Source organism: Pseudomonas antarctica, from assembly GCF_900624995.1.
Lineage (GTDB): Bacteria > Pseudomonadota > Gammaproteobacteria > Pseudomonadales > Pseudomonadaceae > Aquipseudomonas > Aquipseudomonas antarctica.
The window spans coordinates 166,222-187,794 of record NZ_UYXQ01000002.1 but is presented as its reverse complement, the minus strand read 5'-3'; the positions used below and the strand labels follow the sequence as shown (position 1 = coordinate 187,794).

The 21,573-nt window shown below is 60.3% G+C and carries 16 protein-coding genes and 2 pseudogenes; 10 read left to right on the top strand and 8 right to left on the bottom strand.

Features of this window, described 5'->3' with window-relative positions; genetic code table 11:
- Nucleotides 1-123 precede the first annotated feature (123 nt).
- The 7 genes from phaC to E0F99_RS02510 all read right to left on the bottom strand — a co-directional run bounded on the left by phaC (nucleotide 124) and on the right by E0F99_RS02510 (nucleotide 9,628).
- The gene (gene phaC, locus E0F99_RS02540; protein ID WP_083355663.1) at nucleotides 124-1,803 is read right to left on the bottom strand and encodes a class II poly(R)-hydroxyalkanoic acid synthase; all 1,680 of its coding nucleotides are present in this window, start codon (nucleotides 1,801-1,803) and stop codon (nucleotides 124-126) included.
- A gap of 249 nt (nucleotides 1,804-2,052) precedes the next feature.
- Nucleotides 2,053-2,430: a gamma-butyrobetaine hydroxylase family protein gene (locus tag E0F99_RS02535; RefSeq protein WP_083355662.1), complete on the bottom strand. Its 378-nt coding sequence runs from the start codon at nucleotides 2,428-2,430 to the stop codon at nucleotides 2,053-2,055.
- Nucleotides 2,431-2,616: 186 nt separating this feature from the next.
- Nucleotides 2,617-3,954 (bottom strand): ATP-dependent protease ATPase subunit HslU, encoded by a 1,338-nt coding sequence (hslU, locus tag E0F99_RS02530; protein WP_083355661.1) that lies wholly within the window; start codon nucleotides 3,952-3,954, stop codon nucleotides 2,617-2,619.
- 37 nt (nucleotides 3,955-3,991) lie between these two features.
- Nucleotides 3,992-4,522: an ATP-dependent protease subunit HslV gene (gene hslV / locus E0F99_RS02525; RefSeq protein WP_064450299.1), complete on the bottom strand. Its 531-nt coding sequence runs from the start codon at nucleotides 4,520-4,522 to the stop codon at nucleotides 3,992-3,994.
- A 257-nt stretch (nucleotides 4,523-4,779) separates the two neighbouring features.
- On the bottom strand, nucleotides 4,780-5,481 hold the full coding sequence (locus E0F99_RS02520) for an SPOR domain-containing protein (protein WP_083355660.1): 702 nt from the start codon (nucleotides 5,479-5,481) through the stop codon (nucleotides 4,780-4,782).
- 1 nt (nucleotide 5,482) lies between these two features.
- The gene (argS, locus tag E0F99_RS02515) at nucleotides 5,483-7,219 is read right to left on the bottom strand and encodes an arginine--tRNA ligase (protein WP_083355659.1); all 1,737 of its coding nucleotides are present in this window, start codon (nucleotides 7,217-7,219) and stop codon (nucleotides 5,483-5,485) included.
- 189 nt (nucleotides 7,220-7,408) lie between these two features.
- The gene (locus tag E0F99_RS02510) at nucleotides 7,409-9,628 is read right to left on the bottom strand and encodes a primosomal protein N' (protein WP_083355658.1); all 2,220 of its coding nucleotides are present in this window, start codon (nucleotides 9,626-9,628) and stop codon (nucleotides 7,409-7,411) included.
- 230 nt (nucleotides 9,629-9,858) lie between these two features.
- Here E0F99_RS02510 and rpmE point away from each other — a divergent pair, with 230 nt between their 5' ends.
- From rpmE to E0F99_RS02495, 3 genes and pseudogenes are all read left to right on the top strand, one after another.
- A complete protein-coding gene (rpmE, locus tag E0F99_RS02505; RefSeq protein WP_017738861.1) occupies nucleotides 9,859-10,089 on the top strand; it encodes a 50S ribosomal protein L31 in 231 nt (76 codons plus the stop codon).
- Nucleotides 10,090-10,103: 14 nt separating this feature from the next.
- A pseudogene (locus E0F99_RS31020) lies at nucleotides 10,104-10,190 on the top strand (thermonuclease family protein); the annotation flags it as partial.
- 187 nt (nucleotides 10,191-10,377) lie between these two features.
- Nucleotides 10,378-11,646, top strand: a complete 1,269-nt coding sequence (locus E0F99_RS02495) for a malic enzyme-like NAD(P)-binding protein (RefSeq protein WP_083355657.1) — start codon at nucleotides 10,378-10,380, stop codon at nucleotides 11,644-11,646.
- Nucleotides 11,647-11,733: 87 nt separating this feature from the next.
- Here E0F99_RS02495 and E0F99_RS02490 read toward each other — a convergent pair whose 3' ends face one another.
- A complete protein-coding gene (locus E0F99_RS02490; RefSeq protein WP_407022267.1) occupies nucleotides 11,734-14,196 on the bottom strand; it encodes a penicillin-binding protein 1A in 2,463 nt (820 codons plus the stop codon).
- Nucleotides 14,197-14,427: 231 nt separating this feature from the next.
- Between E0F99_RS02490 and pilM the strand changes: the two genes are divergently transcribed.
- The 7 genes and pseudogenes from pilM (at nucleotide 14,428) to E0F99_RS02455 (ending at nucleotide 21,309) form a co-directional block, all read left to right on the top strand.
- Complete coding sequence (pilM, locus tag E0F99_RS02485) at nucleotides 14,428-15,084, top strand: type IV pilus assembly protein PilM (RefSeq protein WP_083360319.1); 657 nt, start codon at nucleotides 14,428-14,430, stop codon at nucleotides 15,082-15,084.
- Nucleotides 15,081-15,632 (top strand): PilN domain-containing protein, encoded by a 552-nt coding sequence (locus E0F99_RS02480; protein ID WP_083355655.1) that lies wholly within the window; start codon nucleotides 15,081-15,083, stop codon nucleotides 15,630-15,632. The genes pilM and E0F99_RS02480 overlap by 4 nt, the downstream gene beginning before the upstream one ends.
- Nucleotides 15,629-16,600 (top strand): pilus assembly protein PilP, encoded by a 972-nt coding sequence (locus tag E0F99_RS02475; RefSeq protein ID WP_083355654.1) that lies wholly within the window; start codon nucleotides 15,629-15,631, stop codon nucleotides 16,598-16,600. The genes E0F99_RS02480 and E0F99_RS02475 overlap by 4 nt, the downstream gene beginning before the upstream one ends.
- Before the next feature lie 138 nt (nucleotides 16,601-16,738).
- A pseudogene (locus tag E0F99_RS02470) lies at nucleotides 16,739-17,995 on the top strand (type IV pilus secretin PilQ); the annotation flags it as partial.
- Nucleotides 17,996-17,999: 4 nt separating this feature from the next.
- Nucleotides 18,000-18,518 carry a shikimate kinase AroK gene (gene aroK, locus E0F99_RS02465; RefSeq protein ID WP_083355652.1) on the top strand — a complete coding sequence of 173 codons (519 nt, stop codon included), beginning with the start codon at nucleotides 18,000-18,002 and terminating at the stop codon, nucleotides 18,516-18,518.
- A 123-nt stretch (nucleotides 18,519-18,641) separates the two neighbouring features.
- Nucleotides 18,642-19,742, top strand: a complete 1,101-nt coding sequence (gene aroB, locus E0F99_RS02460; RefSeq protein ID WP_083355651.1) for a 3-dehydroquinate synthase — start codon at nucleotides 18,642-18,644, stop codon at nucleotides 19,740-19,742.
- A 10-nt stretch (nucleotides 19,743-19,752) separates the two neighbouring features.
- Nucleotides 19,753-21,309 carry an SPOR domain-containing protein gene (locus E0F99_RS02455; protein ID WP_083355650.1) on the top strand — a complete coding sequence of 519 codons (1,557 nt, stop codon included), beginning with the start codon at nucleotides 19,753-19,755 and terminating at the stop codon, nucleotides 21,307-21,309.
- Nucleotides 21,310-21,573: the final 264 nt, after the last annotated feature.

Sequence of the window (21,573 nt, the reverse complement as noted above, 5' to 3'; positions counted from 1 at the left end):
TGTGGGAGCGGGCTTGCTCGCGAAAGCGGTGTATCAGTATCAGATGTGCTGGCTGGCACACCGCATTCGCGAGCAAGCCCGCTCCCACGTTTGATCCCATTTCAATCCCAAATATGTGTGTTGTTATCTTTCATGCACATAAGTACCCGGCGCAGCCTCAGCTGCGGCATAAGTTTTGTTACCCAGGCTTGTAGGTGCTTTCTTCAATTTTCCCGCCCGCTCCGCTTGCCAGGCCTGCCAATGCAGCCACCACGAGTCAGTATGCTTGGTTGCATTCTCCTGCCACTCCAGCGCCTTGCCCGCCAGACCATCACTGGTCTGGTAGCGCGCCTTGGGGTTGCCTGGCGGGTTGAGGATGCTCTGGATATGCCCGCTGCTGGACAACACAAACTCGACCTTGCCACCAAACAGTTGCGCCGACTTGTAGCAAGACTGCCACGGTGTGATGTGGTCGTTGGTGCCGGCCAGGGAATAGATATCGGCGGTGACCTGCTTGAGGTCGATCGGCGTGCCGCACACCTCCAAGGCATTGGCGCGCACCAGCGGGTTGTTCTTGAACAGTTCGATCAGGTCGCCGTGGAAGGCTGCGGGCAGGCGCGTGGTGTCGTTGTTCCAGAACAGGATGTCGAACACCGGCGGCTCGTTGCCGAGCAGGTAGTTATTGACCCAGTAGTTCCAGATCAAATCATTGGGGCGCATCCAGGCAAACACCTTGGCCATGTCGCGGCCTTCCAGCACGCCAGCCTGGTAGGAATGGCGCTTGGCCGCTTCCAGGGTCTGTTCGTCGACAAATAACGCCACCTGGGTATCCAGCGTGGTGTCGAGCACGCTCACCAGCAGGGTCAGGGCGTTGACCTTCTTTTCACCCAGCGCCGCGTAGTGGCCCAGCAGCGCGGTGCAGGTGATACCGCCGGAGCAGGCGCCGAGCATGTTGATGTCTTTGCTGCCGGTAATCGCCGTGACCACATCGACCGCTTCCTTGAGCGCCTCGATATAGGTCGACAGGCCCCACTCGCGCTGGGCCTTGGTGGGGTTGCGCCAACTGATGATAAACGTCTGCAAACCATTACGCAGGCAGAAGCGCGCCAGGCTCTTTTCCGGGCTCAGGTCGAATACATAAAATTTGTTGATCTGCGGCGGCACCACCAACAATGGGCGCTCGTGCACCTGTTCGGTGATCGGCTTGTACTGGATCAGCTCCAGTACGTCGTTGCGAAAGACCACGGCGCCTTCGGTGGTGCCCAGGCTCTTGCCGACTTCAAAGGCGCCCATGTTGACCTGGCTCGGCATACCGCCGTTGTGCACCATGTCCTTGGCCAAGTGGGACAAGCCATCGAGCAGGCTTTTGCCGCCGGTTTCAAAGAAGCGTTTGACCGCCGCCGGGTTGGCCGCGCTGTTGGTGGGGGCCATGGCTTCGGTCATCAGGTTGATCACGAAGTGGCCACGGCTGATGTCCTGCTCTGACAGGTTACTGTCGCCGATCCAGTCGTGCAGTTCCTTGCGCCACGCCAGGTAAGTTTGCAGGTAACGTTTGTAGAGCGGGTTCTGGCTCCAGGCAGGGTCGTTGAAGCGACGGTCATCGCCTTCGGGCACCAGCGCGGATTTGCCAAACATCACGTTCTTCAATTCGACGCCAAAATGGGCGACGTGCTTGACGCTGTGCAACGGTTGCTTGATCGCTTGGGTCAGCACCATCTTCGCCGAGGCTAATAAGTCCTTTTTTCGTAACGCGATGATCGGGTTCAGCCCCAGGGTGTTTTCCGAGGCCTGGCGTTTCAAGTCATCGTTATTCTTGTTACTCATCTACGACGCTCCATTGTCCGAAAGACGAGTACCGGCGATTGCTGCGCACCTAATTTCGATACACGACACCAGCCTGGTACTGCGACTCGGGTGACCGTAAATACCGCATCGTCAAATGCAGGGAACTTGCCAGTTCCATTGGTTACCCGAGTTTAATTTTTTTCGCAAGCGGGCCAATCGTTGACCACGCGACAGGGCATTCAAGCAGATGAAATTAGAAAATGCCCTCTAAAGAGCAAGACGCCTGAGTTAGAGCATCAGCCGCACGACCGAATGACTCGGGTCGCGGGTTTTGCCGGCCGCTTTGAGTTCAGCAAGATAGTCGGCCCACAGCGCGTCCTGACGCACGGCCAACTGGTAGAGGTAGTCCCAGGTGAACAGTCCGCTGTCATGCCCGTCGTCGAAGGTCAATTTCAGTGCGTACTGACCGGCCGGTTCTATCTTGATCAGCCGGACGTTGAGCTTGCCGAATTGCAGGATCGGTTTGCCGTGGCCCTGGACCTCGGCGGAAGGCGAGTGGGTGCGCAGCAGTTCAGCAGAGAGCTGGTACACCTCGTCGGGCCCGTAGGTGAGGCCGAGGGTGTTGGAGGTTTTGTGCAGGTTTACAGCAGTAGGGAATTGGGTCATTTGGGGGTTCGCTCAGAGATGATCCTCCTGAAGGAACCGGCTTAATGTGGGAGCAGGCTTGTGTGGGCACCGGGCTTGCCCGCGATGCAGGCACCTCGGTGTTTCAGGAACACTGAGGTGATGCTATCGCAGGCAAGCCAGCTCCCACACAAGCCTGGCTCCTACACAAACCATTTCCTGTGAGGCTTACAGGATATAACGAGACAGGTCTTCGTTCTGCGCCAATTCGCCCAGGTGGCTATTCACGTAGTCAGCATCGATCTTGATCGCTTCGCCATTCTGCGAGCCGGCCATGTCGCCGGCGCTGAAGGACACTTCTTCCAACAGGCGCTCAAGCAAGGTGTGCAGGCGACGCGCACCGATGTTCTCGGTCTTCTCGTTGACCTGCCAGGCAATCTCCGCAAGGCGTTTGATACCGTCCGGCAGGAACTCAATCCCTAAGCCCTCGGTTTTCAACAGCTCGCGGTATTGCTCGGTGAGCGACGCGTGCGGCTCGCTGAGAATGCGCTCGAAGTCGCCCGGGGTCAGCGCTTTGAGTTCCACGCGAATCGGCAGACGGCCTTGCAGCTCCGGCACCAGGTCGCTTGGCTTGCTCAGGTGGAATGCACCCGAAGCAATAAACAGGATGTGGTCAGTCTTGACCATGCCCAGCTTGGTGTTCACGGTGCAGCCTTCGATTAGCGGCAGCAGGTCGCGCTGCACGCCTTCGCGGGACACATCGACGCCACCGGAGTTACCGCGCTTGGCCACCTTGTCGATCTCGTCGATAAACACGATGCCGTGTTGCTCGACCGCTTCCAGGGCCTTGGCCTTGAGTTCTTCCTCATTCACCAGGCGCCCGGCCTCTTCGTCGCGCACCAGTTTCAGCGCTTCCTTGACCTTGAGCTTGCGGCTTTTCTTCTTGCCCTTGCCCATGTTGGCGAACAGGTTCTGCAGTTGGCTGGTCATTTCTTCCATGCCAGGCGGTGCCGAGATATCGACGCCGGAGACTTCGGCGACTTCGATCTCGATTTCCTTGTCATCCAGCTGGCCTTCACGCAGGCGCTTGCGGAACAGCTGGCGGGTGTTGGAGTCGGACGACGGCGCGGCATCTTCGTTGAAGCCCATGCGTGCCGGTGGCAGCAGGGCGTCAAGAATGCGCTCTTCGGCCGCGTCTTCGGCGCGGTGGCTGACCTTGGTCATTTCCTGTTCGCGCAGCAACTTCAGGGCGGCGTCGGCCAGGTCACGGATGATCGACTCGACGTCACGGCCCACATAGCCCACTTCGGTGAACTTGGTGGCTTCGACCTTGATGAACGGGGCGTTGGCCAGCTTGGCCAGGCGCCGTGCGATCTCGGTTTTACCGACGCCGGTAGGGCCGATCATCAGGATGTTCTTCGGGGTTACTTCAACGCGCAATTCTTCGGGCAGTTGCATCCGGCGCCAGCGGTTACGCAGCGCAATAGCAACGGCGCGCTTGGCATCGTCCTGGCCGATGATATGGCGATTAAGTTCATGGACGATTTCGCGGGGAGTCATGGACATAGTGTTTGGCGGCCTCAAGCGGGAATAAGCCTACGGCTTATTCGGCGAGGTCCTGCTCCTCAATGGTGAAGTTGTGGTTGGTGAACACGCAGATGTCGCCGGCAATGCCCAAGGCAGTCTCGACGATTTCACGGGCCGACAGGTCAGTTTTCTTCAGCAATGCGCTGGCGGCCGCTTGGGCGTAGCCACCGCCGGAACCCATAGCGATCAGGCCATGTTCAGGCTCAACCACATCGCCGTTACCAGTGATGATCAAGGACGCGTCTTTGTTGGCAACGGCCAGCATGGCTTCCAGGCGGCTGAGGGTACGGTCGGTGCGCCATTCTTTGGCGAGTTCGACAGCGGCGCGTACGAGGTGGCCCTGGTGTTTTTCCAGCTGGCCTTCGAAACGCTCGAAGAGGGTGAAGGCGTCGGCGGTAGCGCCGGCAAAGCCCGCGAGAACCTGGCCGTGGTACAGGCGACGCACTTTTTTGGCGTTGCCTTTCATCACGGTGTTGCCAAGGGAAACCTGGCCGTCGCCGCCCATGACGACTTTGCCGTGGCGACGTACTGAAACGATGGTGGTCAAGGGGAGAGTCTCCACGCAGCGGGGCGAAAATGCCCTGATGGAATCTCATATGGGGGTGGTGAGGGGGATTTCAACCGTAGGGGGGTGTGGCGGACGAGTGGTGTTTATTGGTCTGACACATTTTTGGGAGCGTCCCAAAACCAACTGTGGGAGCTGGCTTGCCTGCGATGGCGGTGTGTCAGTCACTGAAAATAATGACTGTTACACCGCCATCGCAGGCAAGCCAGCTCCCACATGTATACCGAGTTGGCTATGAATCAGCGGCTCTGGCGTTGTTGTAACAACAGGTTGCTAAACCCGGCACCGGCCAATTGTTTCTGTGCCACGGTCAGCTGTTCACGGTTGCTGAACGGCCCCACCAGCACGCGATACCAGGTCGCGTCCTTCACCGTGCCGGACTCCACCGTCACCGTCTGGCCCAGCAAAATGATCTGCGCCCGCACGCGATCCGCATCCGCCTGTTTCGGGAACGAGCCCGCCTGCAGGAAGAACTTGGTCACCGGTGCCGCTTTGGTCTGCGCAACCGGCGGCGGCGGCGGCGGGGTGATCCCGGCCAGCGCCGCTTGAGCGCGTGCGGTGTCGATTTTCGCCGCTTCCGCAGGCGTCACCGGTGTGGTCGGCACTTGCGGCGTCGGCAGGGTTTTCTCCGGCACGGCGTCGGGCGGCACGATCACTTCCGATTCGGGCAGCAGCGTATAGAAGTCGTACTTCGGCTTCACCGGCGCGGTAGGGCTAGGCGCGGTCTTGTTGGCTTCGGCCATTTTCGTGGCCCTCTGCTGCTCTTGCTTGACCCGTTTGACGTCATCGCCCTTGCCCGGGTCCAGCTTCATCAGGAACACGACAAACGCGCCGACCGTCAGGCCGATGGCCATCCACAACCAGCCTGGAATAGGCTTCTTCGCAGGTGCCTGGTAGCGGCTGGCGCCGCGCTTGGGTGCAGGTTTTTTCTTGGCAGCCAACTTACATACGCTCCAGGGTTTCCAGGCCTAACAATTCCAGGCCTTGCTTGAGGGTCCGTCCAGCCAGTGCGGCGAGGCGCAGGCGACTTTGCTTCTGGGCTTCGTCGTCGGCGGTGAGGATCGGGCAGTGCTCGTAGAAGCTGGAGAACAGACCGGCGACTTCATACAAATAGGTGCAGAGGATATGCGGCGTGCCTTTCTCACCGACGCTGTTCAGCACTTCGCCGAATTGCGCCAGTTTGGCCGCCAGTTCCTGTTCGTGAGGAGCATCGAGCACGATTTGGCCTTCAACTTCGCTGAAGTCCTTGCCCAGCTTGCGGAACACACCGGCCACGCGGGTGTAGGCGTACAGCAGGTACGGCGCGGTGTTGCCTTCGAAGTTGAGCATCAGTTCGAAGTTGAAGCTGTAGTCGCTGGTGCGGTGCTTGGACAGGTCGGCGTATTTCACCGCGCCAATGCCCACCACGCGTGCGATGTTGCGCAGGTCGGCTTCGGCCAGCTCCGGGTTCTTTTCCTTCACCAGGTTGTAGGCACGCTCCTGGGCTTCGTTCAGCAGGTCGATCAGCTTCACGGTGCCGCCGTCGCGGGTCTTGAACGGGCGGCCGTCGGCGCCGTTCATGGTGCCGAAGCCCATGTGTTCCATGTGCATCGGGTGGGTCACGAAACCTGCACGGCGTGCCACTTCAAACACCTGCTGAAAGTGCAGGGCTTGGCGCTGGTCGACGAAATACAGCGCGCGGTCGGCTTTCAGCACACCGCTGCGGTAACGCACGGCCGCCAGGTCGGTGGTAGCGTAGAGGTAGCCGCCATCGGCCTTGACGATGATCACCGGCAGCGGCTCGCCTTCGGCGGTCTTGAACTCTTCGAGGAACACGCACTGCGCGCCGTTACTCTCGACCAGCAGGCCTTTGGCCTTGAGGTCGTTGACCACGTTGATCAAGTCGTCGTTGTAGGCGCTCTCGCCCATCACGTCGGCCATGGTCAGCTTCACGTTGAGCAGCTCGTAGATTTCCTGGCAGTGCGACAGCGATATCTCACGGAAGCGGCCCCACAGTTCCAGGCATTCCTTGTCACCGGCTTGCAGCTTGACCACCAGGCCACGGGCGCGGTCGGCGAACTCTTCGGACTCGTCAAAACGCTTTTTGGCTGCGCGGTAGAAATTTTCGAGGTCGGCCAGCTCGTTGCTGGTGATCGGGTTTTCCTGCAGGTACGCCATCAGCATGCCGAACTGCGTGCCCCAGTCGCCCACGTGGTTCTGGCGGATCACGTCGTCGCCCAGGAACTCCAGCACCCGCGCCACGCCGTCGCCAATGATGGTCGAGCGCAAGTGGCCGACGTGCATCTCTTTGGCCAGGTTCGGTGCCGACAGGTCGATGGCCACGCGCTGCAACGGGCCGGCCTTGCGCACGCCAATGCTGGCGTCGGCCAGGGCGGCGTCCAGGCGCGAAGCCAGGGCCTGGGTGTTCTGGAAAAAGTTGATAAAGCCCGGGCCGGCGATTTCAGCCTTGGTGACACTCTCGTCGGCTGGCAGGGCGGCGATGATTTTTTCCGCCAGGTCGCGCGGCTTCAGGCCCGCAGGCTTGGCCAGCATCATCGCGATGTTGCTGGCGAAGTCGCCGTGGGTCTTGTCGCGGGTGTTTTCCACCTGGATCGCCGGCGTCAGGCCTTCAGGCAACACACCTTCGTTGACGAGTTGGGTGAGGGCTTGTTGGATCAGCTGGCGAATGGTGTCTTTCATGGTGTTCTCTTTCGACCGCAAGCGGCGGCGCGCGATGCGCAGGTGGAAAAACTGGGCATTATCCGTGGCGAGGGCGGGCTTGCCAACCGTTCAGACCAGATGGCAGACCTGCGGGCCTCATCGCGGGCAAGCCCGCCCCACATTTAAAGGTGTTCACATTTCAAAATGTGGGCGCTGGCTTGCCTGCTATCAATACAAATCGACCGGGTCCACATCCAGCGACCATCGCACTTGGCGGCCGCTGGGCATTTGCTCCAGGGCAAGCAACCAGCTACTTAATAGCCGATGCAGCGGTGCGCGGGAGGTTGCCTGCAAGAGTAACTGAGCGCGATAACGCCCGGCACGGCGTTCCATGGGCGCGGGCACCGGGCCGAGCAATTCGATGCCGGTCAGACCCAGTTCGCCGAGCAAACGTTCGGCGGCGCTGCACGCCTCATCCAGGAAACTTTCTGCCTGCCCCGGTTTGTGGGCTTCGGCGCGCAGCAAGGCCAAATGGGAAAAGGGCGGCAGGCCGGCGGCGCGGCGTTCGCTCAGGGCTTGTTCGGCGAAGGCAAAGTAGCCCTGTTCTGTCAGCTGGATCAGCAGCGGATGATCGGCCAGGTGCGTCTGGATAATCACTCGGCCCGGCTCTTCAGCACGCCCCGCACGGCCTGCCACCTGCACGATCAACTGCGCCATGCGCTCGCTGGCGCGGAAGTCACCGGAAAACAGGCCGCCGTCGGCATCCAGGATCGACACCAGCGTCACCCGTGGAAAGTGGTGCCCTTTGGCAAGCATCTGCGTGCCGATCAGGATGCACGGCTGGCCTTTCTGAATGGTCGCGAACAGCTGGTTCATCGCGTCTTTGCGCGAGGTGCTGTCGCGGTCGACGCGCAGCACCGGGTAATCCGGGAACAGAATGCCCAGGCGCTCTTCGGCGCGCTCGGTGCCGGCACCCACCGGGCGCAAATCGACTTTGCCGCATTGCGGGCAGTGGCGTGGCACCCGCTCCACATGCCCGCAGTGGTGGCAGCGCAATTCGCCATGGCGCTGGTGCACGGTCATGCGCGCATCGCAGCGCTCGCACTCCGACATCCAGCCGCAGTCATGGCACAGCAGCGTCGGCGCAAAGCCCCGGCGGTTGAGAAACACCAGCACTTGCTGGCCAGCGGCGAGGGTCTGGCCGATGGCCTGTTGCATTGGCCCGGAAATGCCGCTGTCCAGCGGACGGCTTTTGACGTCCAGGCGCAGGAAGCGCGGTTGTTTGGCGCCACCTGCGCGCTCATTCAGGCGTAGGAGCCCGTAACGGCCGGTGTAGGCGTTGTGCAGGCTTTCCAGGGAAGGCGTGGCCGAGCCCAGCACGATCGGGATGTCTTCCTGGCGTGCGCGTACCAACGCCAGGTCACGGGCGTGGTAGCGCAGGCCTTCCTGCTGTTTATAGGAGCCGTCGTGCTCCTCGTCGATGATGATCAGCCCGGGGTTTTTCATTGGCGTGAACAGCGCCGAACGGGTGCCGATAATAATGTCGGCCTCACCGTCCCGAGCCGCCAGCCAGGACTCCAGGCGTTCGCGGTCGTTGACCGCCGAATGCACCAGGGCGATGCGCGCGTTGAAGCGCTGCTCGAAACGCGCCAGGGTTTGCGGGCCCAGGTTAATCTCGGGGATCAGCACCAGTGCCTGTTTGCCGGCCTGCAGGGTTTCGCGGATGAGTTGCAGATAGACTTCGGTCTTGCCGCTGCCGGTCACGCCTGCCAGCAGGAATGCGTGGAAGCTGTCTGCGCCTGCGCGGATGGCTTCATAAGCGGCACGTTGTTCGGGGTTCAGTGGCAGTTCGGGCTGGGCCAGCCAGTGTTCGTGGCGTGGGTCCGGGGCGTGCTTGCGGATTTCCACTTGTACCAAACCTTTGGCCAGCAGCAGGTCGAGGCTGTCTTTGCTCAGCATCAGCTTGCTTAGTAGCTGATGAGCCACGCCGTGTGGATGCTGCGCCAAGGTCGCCAGGGCTTCACGCTGGCGCGGTGCGCGGGCAATGCGCGGGTCGTCGAGGCACGCGCCGGGCACCATCGACCAGAAGCGTTCCTGGCGGGCTTCGGCCAATTCGCCCTGACGCAACAGCACCGGCAGCGCCCAGCTCAAGGTGTCGCCGAGGCTATGCTGGTAATACTGCGCGGTCCACAGGCACAGCTTGAACAAGGCTGGCGGTAGCGGCGCAGTGGTGTCGAGGATCGCTATGGCGGGCTTGAGTTTCTCAGCGGGCACTTCGCTGTGATCGGCAACCTCGACCAGGACGCCGATCATTTCTCGGCGGCCAAATGGCACGCGCACCCGCATACCTGGCTGTAGCTGCGCCCGCAGCACGCCGGCCGGAGCTCGGTAGTCGAACAGGCGACGCAGGGGCGAGGGCAGGGCTAGGCGCAGAATGGCGTCGGGCACGCGAGGGGTCTCATCTATAAGGGCAGGCGGTGGCGCAGGGGCGGGAGCCTAGCAGACAGGGGAAGGCTTGGGGTAGCCGATAGTTTTCTGATGAAAGGCGCTTTTATGTAGGGAAACGGCGGGAGGCGGAGCTTGCGCGTTTAAAAAGGTCTGGTAGAATCCGCGGCCTAATTACGTGCGGTATTCGACAATAGTGTCGAGTGGCGGCACGCTAGCCCGAGGAAGTCACCATGAAAGCCGATATCCATCCAGCGTACGAAACCATTGAAGTAACCTGCAGCTGCGGCAACAAGTTCGAAACGCGTTCGAACCTGTGCAAGCCACTGGGTACTGACGTATGCAATGAGTGCCACCCGTTCTACACCGGTAAGCAGAAAACTCTGGACACCGGCGGCCGTGTACAGCGCTTCGCAGATCGCTTTGGTGCTTTCGGCAAGAAGGCTGCTACTCCAGCAGAGTAAGCCTCAAGAGCCTTTTGGGCTTTTGCCAGCTGTTGAAAAAGGCGTCCCTTGTGGGCGCCTTTTTTGTGCCTGTGATTTGGCGATACGTCGCTAAACCCGATATTTGAGATAAAATTGTAGACATATTTTAATTCAATTGTGAACAGTTGAGCCCTTGTGTCCCGTGGCTCTTGGCCAAAAGTCGTAGCGCAAGGCCCTTGACACCTGTGACTGCCCAGTCTTGTGGGGACTTTACGACACGCGTATCCTCGGCGGTCCGTCGACCAACAGTAAAAGCGGAATGCCGATATGTCTGATTTGAAAACTGCCGCTCTCGAATATCATGCCCATCCTCGTCCAGGAAAGCTGAGTGTAGAGCTCACCAAAGCCACTGCCACCGCCCGCGACCTGTCGCTGGCCTACAGCCCTGGCGTTGCCGAGCCCGTACGTGAAATCGCCCGCGACCCTCAACTGGCGTACAAGTACACCGGCAAAGGCAACCTGGTTGCAGTGATTTCCGATGGCACCGCGATTCTCGGCCTGGGCAACCTCGGCCCATTGGCTTCCAAGCCAGTCATGGAAGGTAAAGGCGTGCTATTCAAGCGCTTTGCCGGCATCGACGTTTTCGATATCGAAGTCAACTCCGAAAGCCCGCAAGCCTTCATCGACACCGTAAGGCGCATTTCCATCACGTTCGGTGGCATCAACCTGGAAGACATCAAGTCTCCTGAGTGCTTCGAGATCGAAAAGGCGCTGATCGAACAGTGCGACATCCCGGTATTCCACGATGACCAGCACGGCACCGCGATCGTTACCGCGGCCGGCATGATCAACGCCCTGGAAATCGCGGGCAAAACCTTGGCTGACGCGCAAATCGTCTGCTTGGGCGCCGGCGCTGCGGCCATCTCCTGCATGAAGTTGCTGGTGAGCATGGGCGCCCGGCTTGAAAACATCTTCATGGTCGACAGCAAGGGCGTTGTTCAGTCCGAGCGTACCGACCTGAACCAGTACAAGGCGATGTTTGCCCATGCGACCGACAAGCGCACCCTGGCTGACGCCCTCAACGGTGCAGACGTGTTCGTTGGCCTGTCCGGCCCGAACCTGTTGAGCGCCGAAGGCCTGAAGTCCATGGCGGCCAACCCGATCGTGTTCGCCTGCTCCAACCCGGACCCGGAAATCGCCCCGGAACTGGCGCACGCCACCCGTGACGACGTAATCATGGCTACCGGCCGTTCGGACTACCCGAACCAGGTCAACAACGTACTGGGCTTCCCGTTCATCTTCCGGGGTGCCTTGGACGTTCGCGCCAAGCGCATCAACGAAGAGATGAAAGTGGCTGCCGCCAACGCCCTGCGCGAACTGGCCAAACTGCCGGTGCCTCAGGAAGTCTGCGACGCCTACGGTGGTATCAAATTGGAATTCGGTCGTGAGTACATCATTCCGAAACCAATGGATAAGCGCCTGATCACCCTGATCTCCGATGCCGTGGCCAAAGCCGCCATCGAGACCGGTGTGGCCACCCTGCCGTATCCGAAGCACTACCCGCTGCAAAGCGTGGATGATGTGTTCAACGGCTAAGTCGTTGTAGCGCACCAACAAAAAGCCCCGGCTCTTACGAGTCGGGGCTTTTTTGTGGCTGGCGATTCACTTCAGCCACAGATCGGGTTAGAACAAATCGATCGGCGCCGCTTCATCCGCTGGCAGTGGGCTGCCCGGCGCAGTGCCGTTACCCAGTTCGTTGACCGACGGCGGCGTGTCTTCGCTCTTGAACAGCTCGAAGTAAGCGTTCGGCGTGCTTGGCGAAGCCGCACGCCCGCTGATCGGGTCGATCCGCAGGCTGAGAATGCCTTCCGGCTCAGGCTGGGTGTGCAGCGGCTTGTCCTTCAGGGCTGCGCCCATGTAGCTCATCCAGATCGGCAGTGCCACGGTGCCGCCAAACTCGCGGCGGCCGAGGCTTTCCGGTTGGTCGTAGCCGGTCCACACGGTGGTCACGTAGTCAGCGTTGTAGCCGGAGAACCAGGCGTCCTTGGACTCGTTGGTCGTACCGGTCTTGCCGGCGATATCTGCGCGGCCCAAGGCCAGGGCGCGACGCCCGGTGCCCTTCTTGATTACGTCTTCCAGAATGCTGTTGAGGATATACGTGGTACGGCCATCCACAATGCGTTGAGCTACCGCAGGCGCTTGTGGCTCGGCAGGTGCGGTGGCGTTTGCGGCAGGCGCTGCGCCTGGGGTCGGCTCAATGGTGATACCGCCGTTGCTCGGTGCCGCGATGCCATCCGGCGCCGCCACGCCGTTGACCACGTCACCCGGCACGCGTGGCGGGTTGGCGGTGAACAGGGTGTCGCCATTGCGGCTTTCGATCTTGTCGATCAGGTACGGCGTGATCTTGTAGCCGCCGTTGGCAAAGGTGCTCCAGCCGGTGGCGATTTCCATCGGCGTGAGGGTTGCGGTGCCCAGCGCCAGGGACAGGTTTGGCGGCAGGTCCGACTTGTTGAAGCCAAAGCGTGTCATGTAGTCGATGGTCTTGCCGACGCCCATTGCCTGCAGCAAGCGGATCGACACCAGGTTGCGCGACTTGTACAGCGCCTCGCGGACACGGATCGGGCCAAGGAAGGTGTTGTTGTCGTTCTTCGGGCGCCAGACCTTATCCAGATACTCGTCGACGAACACGATCGGTGCGTCGTTGACCAGGCTGGCGGCGGTGTAGCCGTTATCCAGTGCAGCACTGTAGACGAACGGCTTGAAGCTCGAACCCGGTTGGCGCTTGGCCTGGGTGGCGCGGTTGTAGTTGCTTTGCTCGAAGGAAAAACCGCCGACCAGGGCGCGGATCGCACCGTTCTGCGGGTCCAGTGACACTAGGGCGCCTTGAGCGACAGGCACTTGGCTGAATTTCAGGCTGTCGTCTTTCTGGCGTTGCACGCGGATCAAATCACCCACTTGCGCTACGTCAGACGGCTGCTTGGGCACCGGGCCCATGCTGTTGGTGTTCAGGAACGGGCGCGCCCACTTCATGCTGTCCCACGAAACATGGCCTTCGCCGGTGCGTGTCAGCACCTGCACGCCATCTTTCTTCACCTGGGTGACGATGGCCGGCTCCAGGCCGCTGATCGGGCGCTGTTTGCCCAATTCGGTGGTCCAGGCGCTCAGGGTCTTGCCTGGCAGGCGTGATTCCGGGCCGCGGTAGCCATGGCGCTGGTCATAAGTGACGAGGCCGTCGCGTACCGAGTTGTTGGCGATTTCCTGCAGGTTGCTCGGAATGGTCGTGGTCACGCGGAAGCCTTCTGTGTAGGCCTCGCTGCCATAACGGCCGACCATCTCGGCGCGCACCATTTCAGCGATGTACGGTGCGTTCACTTCCGGCGTCGGTACGTGGTAGCTGGCATTTAACGGCTCTGCCACCGCGCTTTCATAGGCGGCCTGGTCGATCTTGCCCAGCTTGTACATGCGCCCCAGGATCCAGTCGCGACGCTCTTTGCTGCGCGCCGGGTTGGCCAGCGGGTTAAAGCGCGAAGGGGCCTTTGGCAGGCCGGCAATCATTGCCATTTGTGCCAGGCTGGCATCACGAATCGACTTGCCATAGTAGACCTGGGACGCCGCCTCGATCCCGTAGGCGCGGTTGCCCAGGTAGATCTTGTTCACGTACAGCTCAAGGATCTCGTCCTTGGTCAGCTGACGTTCAATCTGCAATGCCAACAGGATTTCCGTGGCTTTGCGCGAAAAACTGCGCTCGCTGGTGAGGAAGAAGTTCTTCGCCACTTGCATGGTGATGGTGCTGCCACCGGATTGAATGTGTCCGCTTTTTACCAATTGCGTAGCCGCACGCACCAGGCTGCCGGGGTCGACACCGTAGTGGTTGGCGAAATTATCGTCTTCAGCCGACAGCAGGGCGTTGATGAAGTTGGGCGGAATGTCGGCGAAACGGATCGGGGTGCGGCGCATTTCGCCGAACTCCGCGATCAGTTTTTCATCGCTGCTGTAGACCCGCAAAGGAATCTGCAACTGGATACTTCTGAGTGCCTCTACAGAGGGCAAACCCGGACTAAGGTAGAGGTAGGCCCCGCTGAGTACGAGCAGCAGCCCGCAGACGATCGCGACAATGGAGTACCCGAAAAACTTCAGCAGACGAATCAAGGCTTTTGGATTTCCAGAGAAAAGAATGAGTTACGCGTCGGGGCATGCATAACAAACGATGGATCGACCCGAGCAGCAGAAAAAAGCGGGAAAAAACGCTGGGCATTAAAGCATTTTCGGCCTGGGGCGTCATTCGCACCACTCAAACAAGTCGACCGAATGCACGATGCCCGGTGGCAATCAGGCGGTATGACCGCCGATATGACAGGGAAAGTTTTGGGGAGTTTTATGAGAAAGGGATTTTTCAGGCGAAAAGTCGACACCGTACTGGGCGTCGATATCAATGATACGGGCATCAAGCTGATTGAGTTGGGCCGTTCCGCCACCGGTTACAGCGTTCAGGGTTATGTCACGCAGCAGTTGCCCACCCATGCGGTAGTCGATGGCACGCTATTGCACCTTGAGGCGATAGGGCAGGTGCTGCAGCAGGCGTTATCTGAGCTGCATACCTCGGCCCGGCAGGCGGCTGTGGCTGTGGCCGGCCCTTCGGTGATCACTCGGGTGCTAGAAATGCAGGCGGGGCTCAGTGATGAGGAGATGGTCTGGAAGATCCAGATGGAAGCCGATCAGTACATTCCTTACCCATTGGATGATGTCGCCATCGATTTTCAAGTGCGTGGCCCATCACCCCAGGACCCAGCCCGGGTCGAGGTATTACTGGCCGCGTGTCTGAAGCAGCAGGTAGAGGCCCGCGAAGCGGTTTTGGCCTTGGCCGGGTTGGTCGCGCGGGTAGTCGATGTCGAAGAATTTGCATTGGAGCGCGCTTGCAGTCAGGATTTCGCCAGCTTCACGCCGGGCCATCGAGTGGATCGCGCACAATGGGCCGTGGATGCTCACGGGATGGGAATTGCTTGCGGGTTGGCCCTAAGGAGTTTCGCTGGATGACACGAATCAATCTTTTGTCATGGCGTCAGGCGCTGGCAGAGCGGCGGCGCAAATACTTCCTGGCATTTTTGCTCGCATTCGCCTGTGTAGCGTTCGCGGCGGTGTGGCTGGCGGATCGGGTGATCGACCGGGCGATTGACCGGCAAGCGGCGCGAAATAACCACTTGAGCAAGGAAGTTTCTGTTCAGGATTCGCGCTTCAAGACCATCGATGACCTTCAGGAGCAAAGCCAGCAGTTGGCGCAACGTATGAAGGTTGTGCAGGACCTGCACGAAGCCCGCTCAGCCAGCACGCAGCTCTTGGACCAGTTGGCCCGTGCGGTACCGGATGGCGTGCACCTGCATGAGGTGGTTGCCAAGGGCGATACGGTGAGTATCAGCGGCAGCGCGGAGTCGAGCCAGGATATTGCCCAACTGATGCGCCGCCTGCAGGCGTCTGAAGGTGCTCATGCCACGCGATTGCAGCATGTGCGTGCAGACGGCGAGCGCGGCAGCAATGAATTTCAACTGATGGTGCGCCAAGGGGAATCCGCCGAGGCTCAGCCTTGAGCCTGCCCAGGCTCAACTTCTCCACGCTTTCTCACAACGCTGCTAAATGGCCTTTGCCGGGCAAGGCTCTGTTGGGCTGCGCGCTGGCAGGCCTGGTGCTGTTGGTGGGCGATAGTCTGCTGCTGGCTCCGGCCCGTGAGCGGCAGTACGCGTTGGAGGCGCAGGAAGTAGCCCTGCAACAGTCGCTTGCGCAAAAAACCGGTTTGGCGGCCAGCCTTGAGGGTCGTACCCGTCGGGCCCAGGCCATGCAAGACAAGGTCTCCGGGCTTTTGCGGCAGTTACCCGGCGACTCCGATATGCCCGGCTGGTTGGAAGACATAGCCCGGTTGGCGGTCGCCAACGGCTTGGTGGTCGAGGGTGTCACGGTGTTGGACGAGCAACCTCAGCCGCTTTACATCGAGCAGCCCGTGCAGGTCGGTGTTTTAGGCACCTACCACGACCTGGCGATGTTTGTGAGCGCCTTGGGTGGCTTGCCGCGAGTCGTCACAGTGCATGATGTTGTGCTCAGGTCTGAGGGGGCGTGGTTGCGTCTTGACCTGCTGGCCAAGACTTATCGGAGCACCGCGCCGCGTGGCAAGTCGGCGCTGGCAGCCGAGCAGCGGCCTCGATTTGTCTACGGTGCAGGCTCCCTGCGTGATCCCTTCCAGCCGTCCACCCAGCAGGTTGCTCACGTGCTTGGCCGGCCGGCGCATGCGCCGGACCTCACCCGAGTGCGCGGAGCCCTGGAAGGCTTGGCCGTCGACCAGGTCGAAATGGTCGGCACCTTGTCCAGTGGCTTGCAGGCCTATGTCTTGCTGCGTGCGGCGTCGACAGTGCATCGCCTTGCAGTCGGCGACTATCTGGGACCTGACTACGGCCGGATAACGGCCATTCATGCTAGCCACATCGAACTGGCCGAACTGTTCCCGGATGAACAGGGCGCATGGCTGGAGCGTTCGCGAACCCTCGTGTTAAACGTCAACTCATAACGGAATCAAACAATGAAAAGGACTTTTTCGTCCTTCGGTGTGGCGCTATGGATAGCGTTCACGGCACCGATGGCATCTGCTGTGCCCAACCGTGTGGATCTGATCCAGCTGCCGCCACCTGGCAGCGCGGCGCTAAGCGCCTATAACGGTGACAAACTGAACCTCAACTTCCAGAACATCGATGTGCGCGCGGTATTGCAGCAAATTGCGGATGTCGCCGGGCTTAATCTGGTGACCAGCGACGAGGTGCACGGCTCGATCACCCTGCGACTCAAGGATGTGCCCTGGGATCAGGCGCTGGACCTGGTGTTACAAACCAAAGGGTTGGACAAGCGCGTGAAAGCCGGCGTTTTGCTGGTGGCACCCGCCGAAGAGTTGGCCGCCCGTGAGCTGCTGGTGCTGGAGTCACGCAAGCAGATGGCTGAGTTGGCGCCCTTGCGCAGAGAGCTGTTGCAGGTCAATTACGCCAAGGCGGCTGACTTGGCCAAGTTGTTTCAGTCGGTGACGGGCCTTGATGGCATCCCCGATGAGCGTGGTTCGGTAGCGGTGGATGACCGCACCAATAACATCATCGCCTACCAGACCGGCGAGCGGCTTGAAGAGCTGCGACGGATCGTGGCGCAACTGGATATTCCAGTGCGCCAGGTGATGATCGAAGCGCGGATCGTCGAAGCCAATGTCGACTACGACAAAAGCTTGGGTGTGCGCTGGGGTGGGCGCCTTAATCGTGGCAACTGGGCCGCAGGCGGCATTAGCAAACCGTTGGCCGAGGGGGTTGAACCACCAGCAAACCCTCCCAGTTCACCCTTTGTCGACCTGGGTGCACTCACGGGGACCTCGGGCCTGGGCATCGCCTATATCACCGACAACCTGCTGTTGGACCTGGAGCTGAACGCCATGGAAAAAACCGGCAACGGCGAAATCGTCTCGCAGCCCAAGGTGGTCACTTCCGACAAGGAGACCGCGCGTATCCTCAAGGGCACCGAGATTCCCTACCAGGAATCCACCTCGCGTGGCGCCACTTCGGTGTCCTTCAAGGAAGCCTCGCTGTCGCTGGAGGTGACCCCGCAGATCACCCCTGACGGCTGGGTCATCATGGAGGTCAAGGTCACCAAGGATGAGCCCGACTATCTCAACAAACTCAACGACGTGCCGCCGATCAAGAAAAACGAGGTCAACGCCAAGGTGCTGGTCAAGGATGGCGAGACCATCGTCATCGGTGGCGTTTTCTCTAATACCCAAAGCAAAGTGGTAGATAAAGTGCCATTTTTGGGCGATGTGCCGTATCTTGGCCGCCTTTTCCGGCGCGATGTGTTGGCGCAAAGAAAATCCGAGCTGCTGGTATTCCTGACTCCGCGTATTATGAATAACCAGGCGATTGCTGTGAGTCGTTGATTCTGTGCGAAATTTGATTCTTGTAGGACCGATGGGGGCTGGAAAAAGCACCATCGGCCGTTTGCTGGCCAAAGAGCTGCGCCTGCCGTTCAAAGATTCCGACAAGGAAATTGAATTGCGCACGGGTGCCAATATCCCATGGATCTTCGATAAGGAAGGCGAGCTGGGCTTTCGCGACCGCGAGCAGGCGATGATTGCCGAACTGTGCGGCTGCGATGGCGTGGTATTGGCCACCGGCGGCGGCGCAGTCATGCGCGATGAAAACCGCCGGGCGCTGTATGCCGGTGGCCGCGTCGTGTACCTGCATGCGTCGGTCGAGCAGCAAGTGGGCCGTACTGCGCGGGATCGCAATCGCCCATTGTTACGCACCGCCGACCCGGCCAAGACCCTGAGGGATCTGCTGACGTTGCGCGATCCGCTCTATCGGGAAATCGCCGACCTGGTGGTGGAAACCGATGAACGGCCGCCACGAATGGTCGTTCTCGACATTCTCGAGCGCTTGCAACGGTTGCCGCCCCGTTAAAGCCAAGCCCGAAATGCGCTATTCTCGGCGGCGCGCTACACACCTTGGGGTGTGGCGTAGAGCCATCAGGCGACGGCAGATCTGAGCGTTGCTGATCGTACATTTATCTTCACGCGGGGACACATGCAGACACTTAAGGTCGATCTAGGCGAGCGCAGCTACCCAATCCATATTGGCGAAGGTTTGTTGGACCTGCCGGAGTTGCTTGCTCCGCATATTGCTGGGCGGCAAGTGGCGATCATCTCCAACGAAACGGTCGCGCCGCTGTATCTTGAGCGTCTGAGCCGCAGCCTTGCGGCGTACTCGGTGATTTCGGTGATCTTGCCTGACGGCGAGGCCCACAAGAACTGGGAAACCCTGCAACTGATCTTTGATGGCCTGCTGACTGCGCGCCATGACCGGCGTACCACCGTGGTTGCCCTGGGCGGCGGTGTGATCGGCGACATGGCTGGCTTTGCGGCGGCCTGCTATCAGCGTGGCGTGGACTTTATCCAGGTGCCGACCACCTTGTTGTCCCAGGTCGATTCGTCGGTGGGCGGCAAGACCGGTATCAACCACCCGCTGGGCAAGAACATGGTTGGTGCGTTTTATCAGCCTCAAGCCGTGCTGATCGACACCGCGACCCTCAATACGCTGCCACCGCGCGAGCTGTCGGCGGGTTTGGCGGAAGTCATCAAGTACGGGCTGATCTGCGACGAGCCATTTCTGACCTGGCTTGAAGAACAAATGGACGCCCTGCGCGCTCTGGACCAGGTTGCACTCACCGAAGCGATTTCCCGCTCCTGCGCCGCCAAGGCGCTGGTGGTGAATGCCGACGAGCGCGAGTCCGGTGTACGCGCCACCCTGAACCTTGGTCACACCTTCGGCCATGCGATTGAAACGCACATGGGCTATGGTGTGTGGTTGCATGGGGAGGCGGTAGCGGCTGGCACAGTGATGGCATTGGAAATGTCACAACGCCTGGGCTGGATCAGCGCCCAGGAGCGGGATCGTGGTATCCGCCTGTTCCAGCGCGCCGGTTTACCGGTCGTTCCACCTTTGGAGATGACCGAGGCGGATTTCCTCGAACATATGGCAATAGACAAGAAAGTGATCGACGGTCGCCTGCGACTGGTGCTGCTGCGCCACATGGGCGAAGCGGTAGTGACCGACGATTATCCGAAAGAGATTTTACAGGCCACGCTGGGAGCGGATTACCGCGCCCTGGCCCAGCTTAAAGGTTAATAAGATCCCGATGACTAGTTTGCATGCCGACGAGGCGTTCCTCGGCCATTACCAGTTAAGCCATGACCCTTTTGCTCCACGGGTGCCTGGCTTTAAATTTTTCCCTGCTCAGCGCAAGCCCGTGCTTGGCCAACTGCACCATCTGGCGCGCTACAGCCAGCTGCTGCTGGTAGTCACTGGCCCGTTAGGCAGCGGCAAGACTTTGCTGCGCCAGGCGCTGGTCGCCAGCACCAACAAGCAATCGGTACAGAGCGTGGTGGTGTCGGCGCGTGGCGCCGGTGATGCGGCGGGCGTGTTGCGCCAAGTGGCCCAGGCGCTGAACGTTTCCAATGCCGAGCCAAACGCGATTCTCAAGCAAGTGGTGCAACTGGGCCTCACCGGGCAAGAAGTGTATTTGCTGGTAGATGACGCAGAACAACTCGACGAATCAGCCTTGGAAGCGCTGCTGGCGCTGGCGGCGGGCACGCCCGAAGGTCGCCCGCACGTGTTCCTGTTTGGCGAGTCTTCGTTGATCGCTGATCTGGAGCAGATCAGTGGCGACCAGGAGCTGTTCCACGTCATCGAATTGCAGCCTTACGAAGAGGAAGAGACCCGCGAATACCTGGCTCAACGCCTCGAAGGTGCCGGGGCGGGTATCGAACTTTTCTCCGCTGCGCAGATCTCTGATATTCACGAAAGCTCCGACGGCTGGCCTGGCACCATCAACCAGGTTGCCCGGGATGCCTTGATCGAAGCCATGATTGCAAGCCGCTCTGCGGTTAAGCGTCCAAAGATGGGGTTTACTATGCCTAAGAAGCACGTATTGGCGATTTCCGCCGTTGTCGTGGTCGCTGTTGCCGCCGCCTGGTTGATCCCAGGTCGCAGCAAAGCACCCGCCACCGCCGGCGCGCCAACCGAACAGGCGCAGTTGCCGCTGGGCAAGCCCACGCCAAATGTCGAATTCGCCAACTCCGGCCAACCGACCAACCTGCCGATGGTTGGCCAGCCGGTGATGCGCGGCCCGCTCGCCGAAGAAGCCGGTGGTATCTCCGAAGGCGACGACGGCGTGCCGGTGGAGGGCTCCAGCGCCACGCCACCGACCGTGACCACTACCGCGCCACCTGCGGGCGTACCGGCCGGCCAGCCAGCTGCTCCGGTTGCCAAGCCGACCCCGGCACCGACCGTTGCCACCGCCAAACCAGCGCCGGTTACCAAACCTGTCGCACCTGCTCCAGCCGCCAAACCGGCTGCCAAGCCTGCTGAAAAAACCGCCGCCACTGCCGCCAAAGCAGGTGCCGCCGGCAGCAGTTGGTACACCAGCCAGCCGACCGGCAACTTCGTGGTGCAGATCCTCGGCACCAGCTCCGAATCCAACGCTCAGGCGTTCGTGAAAGAGCAGGGCGGCGAGTACCGTTATTTCAAAAAATTGCTCAACGGCAAGCCTCTCTATGTGGTCACTTACGGCAACTTCTCCAGCCGTGCAGCAGCTGAATCCGCTATCAAGGCCTTGCCAGCGAAGGTTCAGGCTGGTAAACCTTGGCCACGCACTGTTGCCAGCGTTCAACAAGAACTCGCAACAACTCGCTGAAGATTCGGCGGCCTTACCCAGGCCGCCTCTCCCGGCACCTCAAAAAACTACAACAGCGTGCAGCCCTGAAGGCCGCGCGCTTTGTGGTGTCTGCGCACGTAGCTTTTGAGTCGTAGCGGTCAGAATTAAAAAAGTTTTGACTAGCACAGCATATCGCTTTAAACCTTTCATAAATGCGACATAGATTTGCGACATTTCGTCGCTAAATTTGTGAGCGTTCGTGTCGGTGTGTACAATGACCTCCCTTTTGCCCCCGCTAAGCCG

Coding starts and splice junctions, on each gene's coding strand:
- aroB (WP_083355651.1), top strand. CDS start 18,642: ATGCAGACACTTAAGGTCGATCTAGGCGAGCGCAGCTACCCAATCCAT.
- hslU (WP_083355661.1), bottom strand. CDS start 3,954: ATGTCCATGACTCCCCGCGAAATCGTCCATGAACTTAATCGCCATATC.
- pilM (WP_083360319.1), top strand. CDS start 14,428: ATGAGAAAGGGATTTTTCAGGCGAAAAGTCGACACCGTACTGGGCGTC.
- rpmE (WP_017738861.1), top strand. CDS start 9,859: ATGAAAGCCGATATCCATCCAGCGTACGAAACCATTGAAGTAACCTGC.
- E0F99_RS02495 (WP_083355657.1), top strand. CDS start 10,378: ATGTCTGATTTGAAAACTGCCGCTCTCGAATATCATGCCCATCCTCGT.
- argS (WP_083355659.1), bottom strand. CDS start 7,219: ATGAAAGACACCATTCGCCAGCTGATCCAACAAGCCCTCACCCAACTC.
- phaC (WP_083355663.1), bottom strand. CDS start 1,803: ATGAGTAACAAGAATAACGATGACTTGAAACGCCAGGCCTCGGAAAAC.
- E0F99_RS02455 (WP_083355650.1), top strand. CDS start 19,753: ATGACTAGTTTGCATGCCGACGAGGCGTTCCTCGGCCATTACCAGTTA.
- E0F99_RS02480 (WP_083355655.1), top strand. CDS start 15,081: ATGACACGAATCAATCTTTTGTCATGGCGTCAGGCGCTGGCAGAGCGG.
- E0F99_RS02535 (WP_083355662.1), bottom strand. CDS start 2,430: ATGACCCAATTCCCTACTGCTGTAAACCTGCACAAAACCTCCAACACC.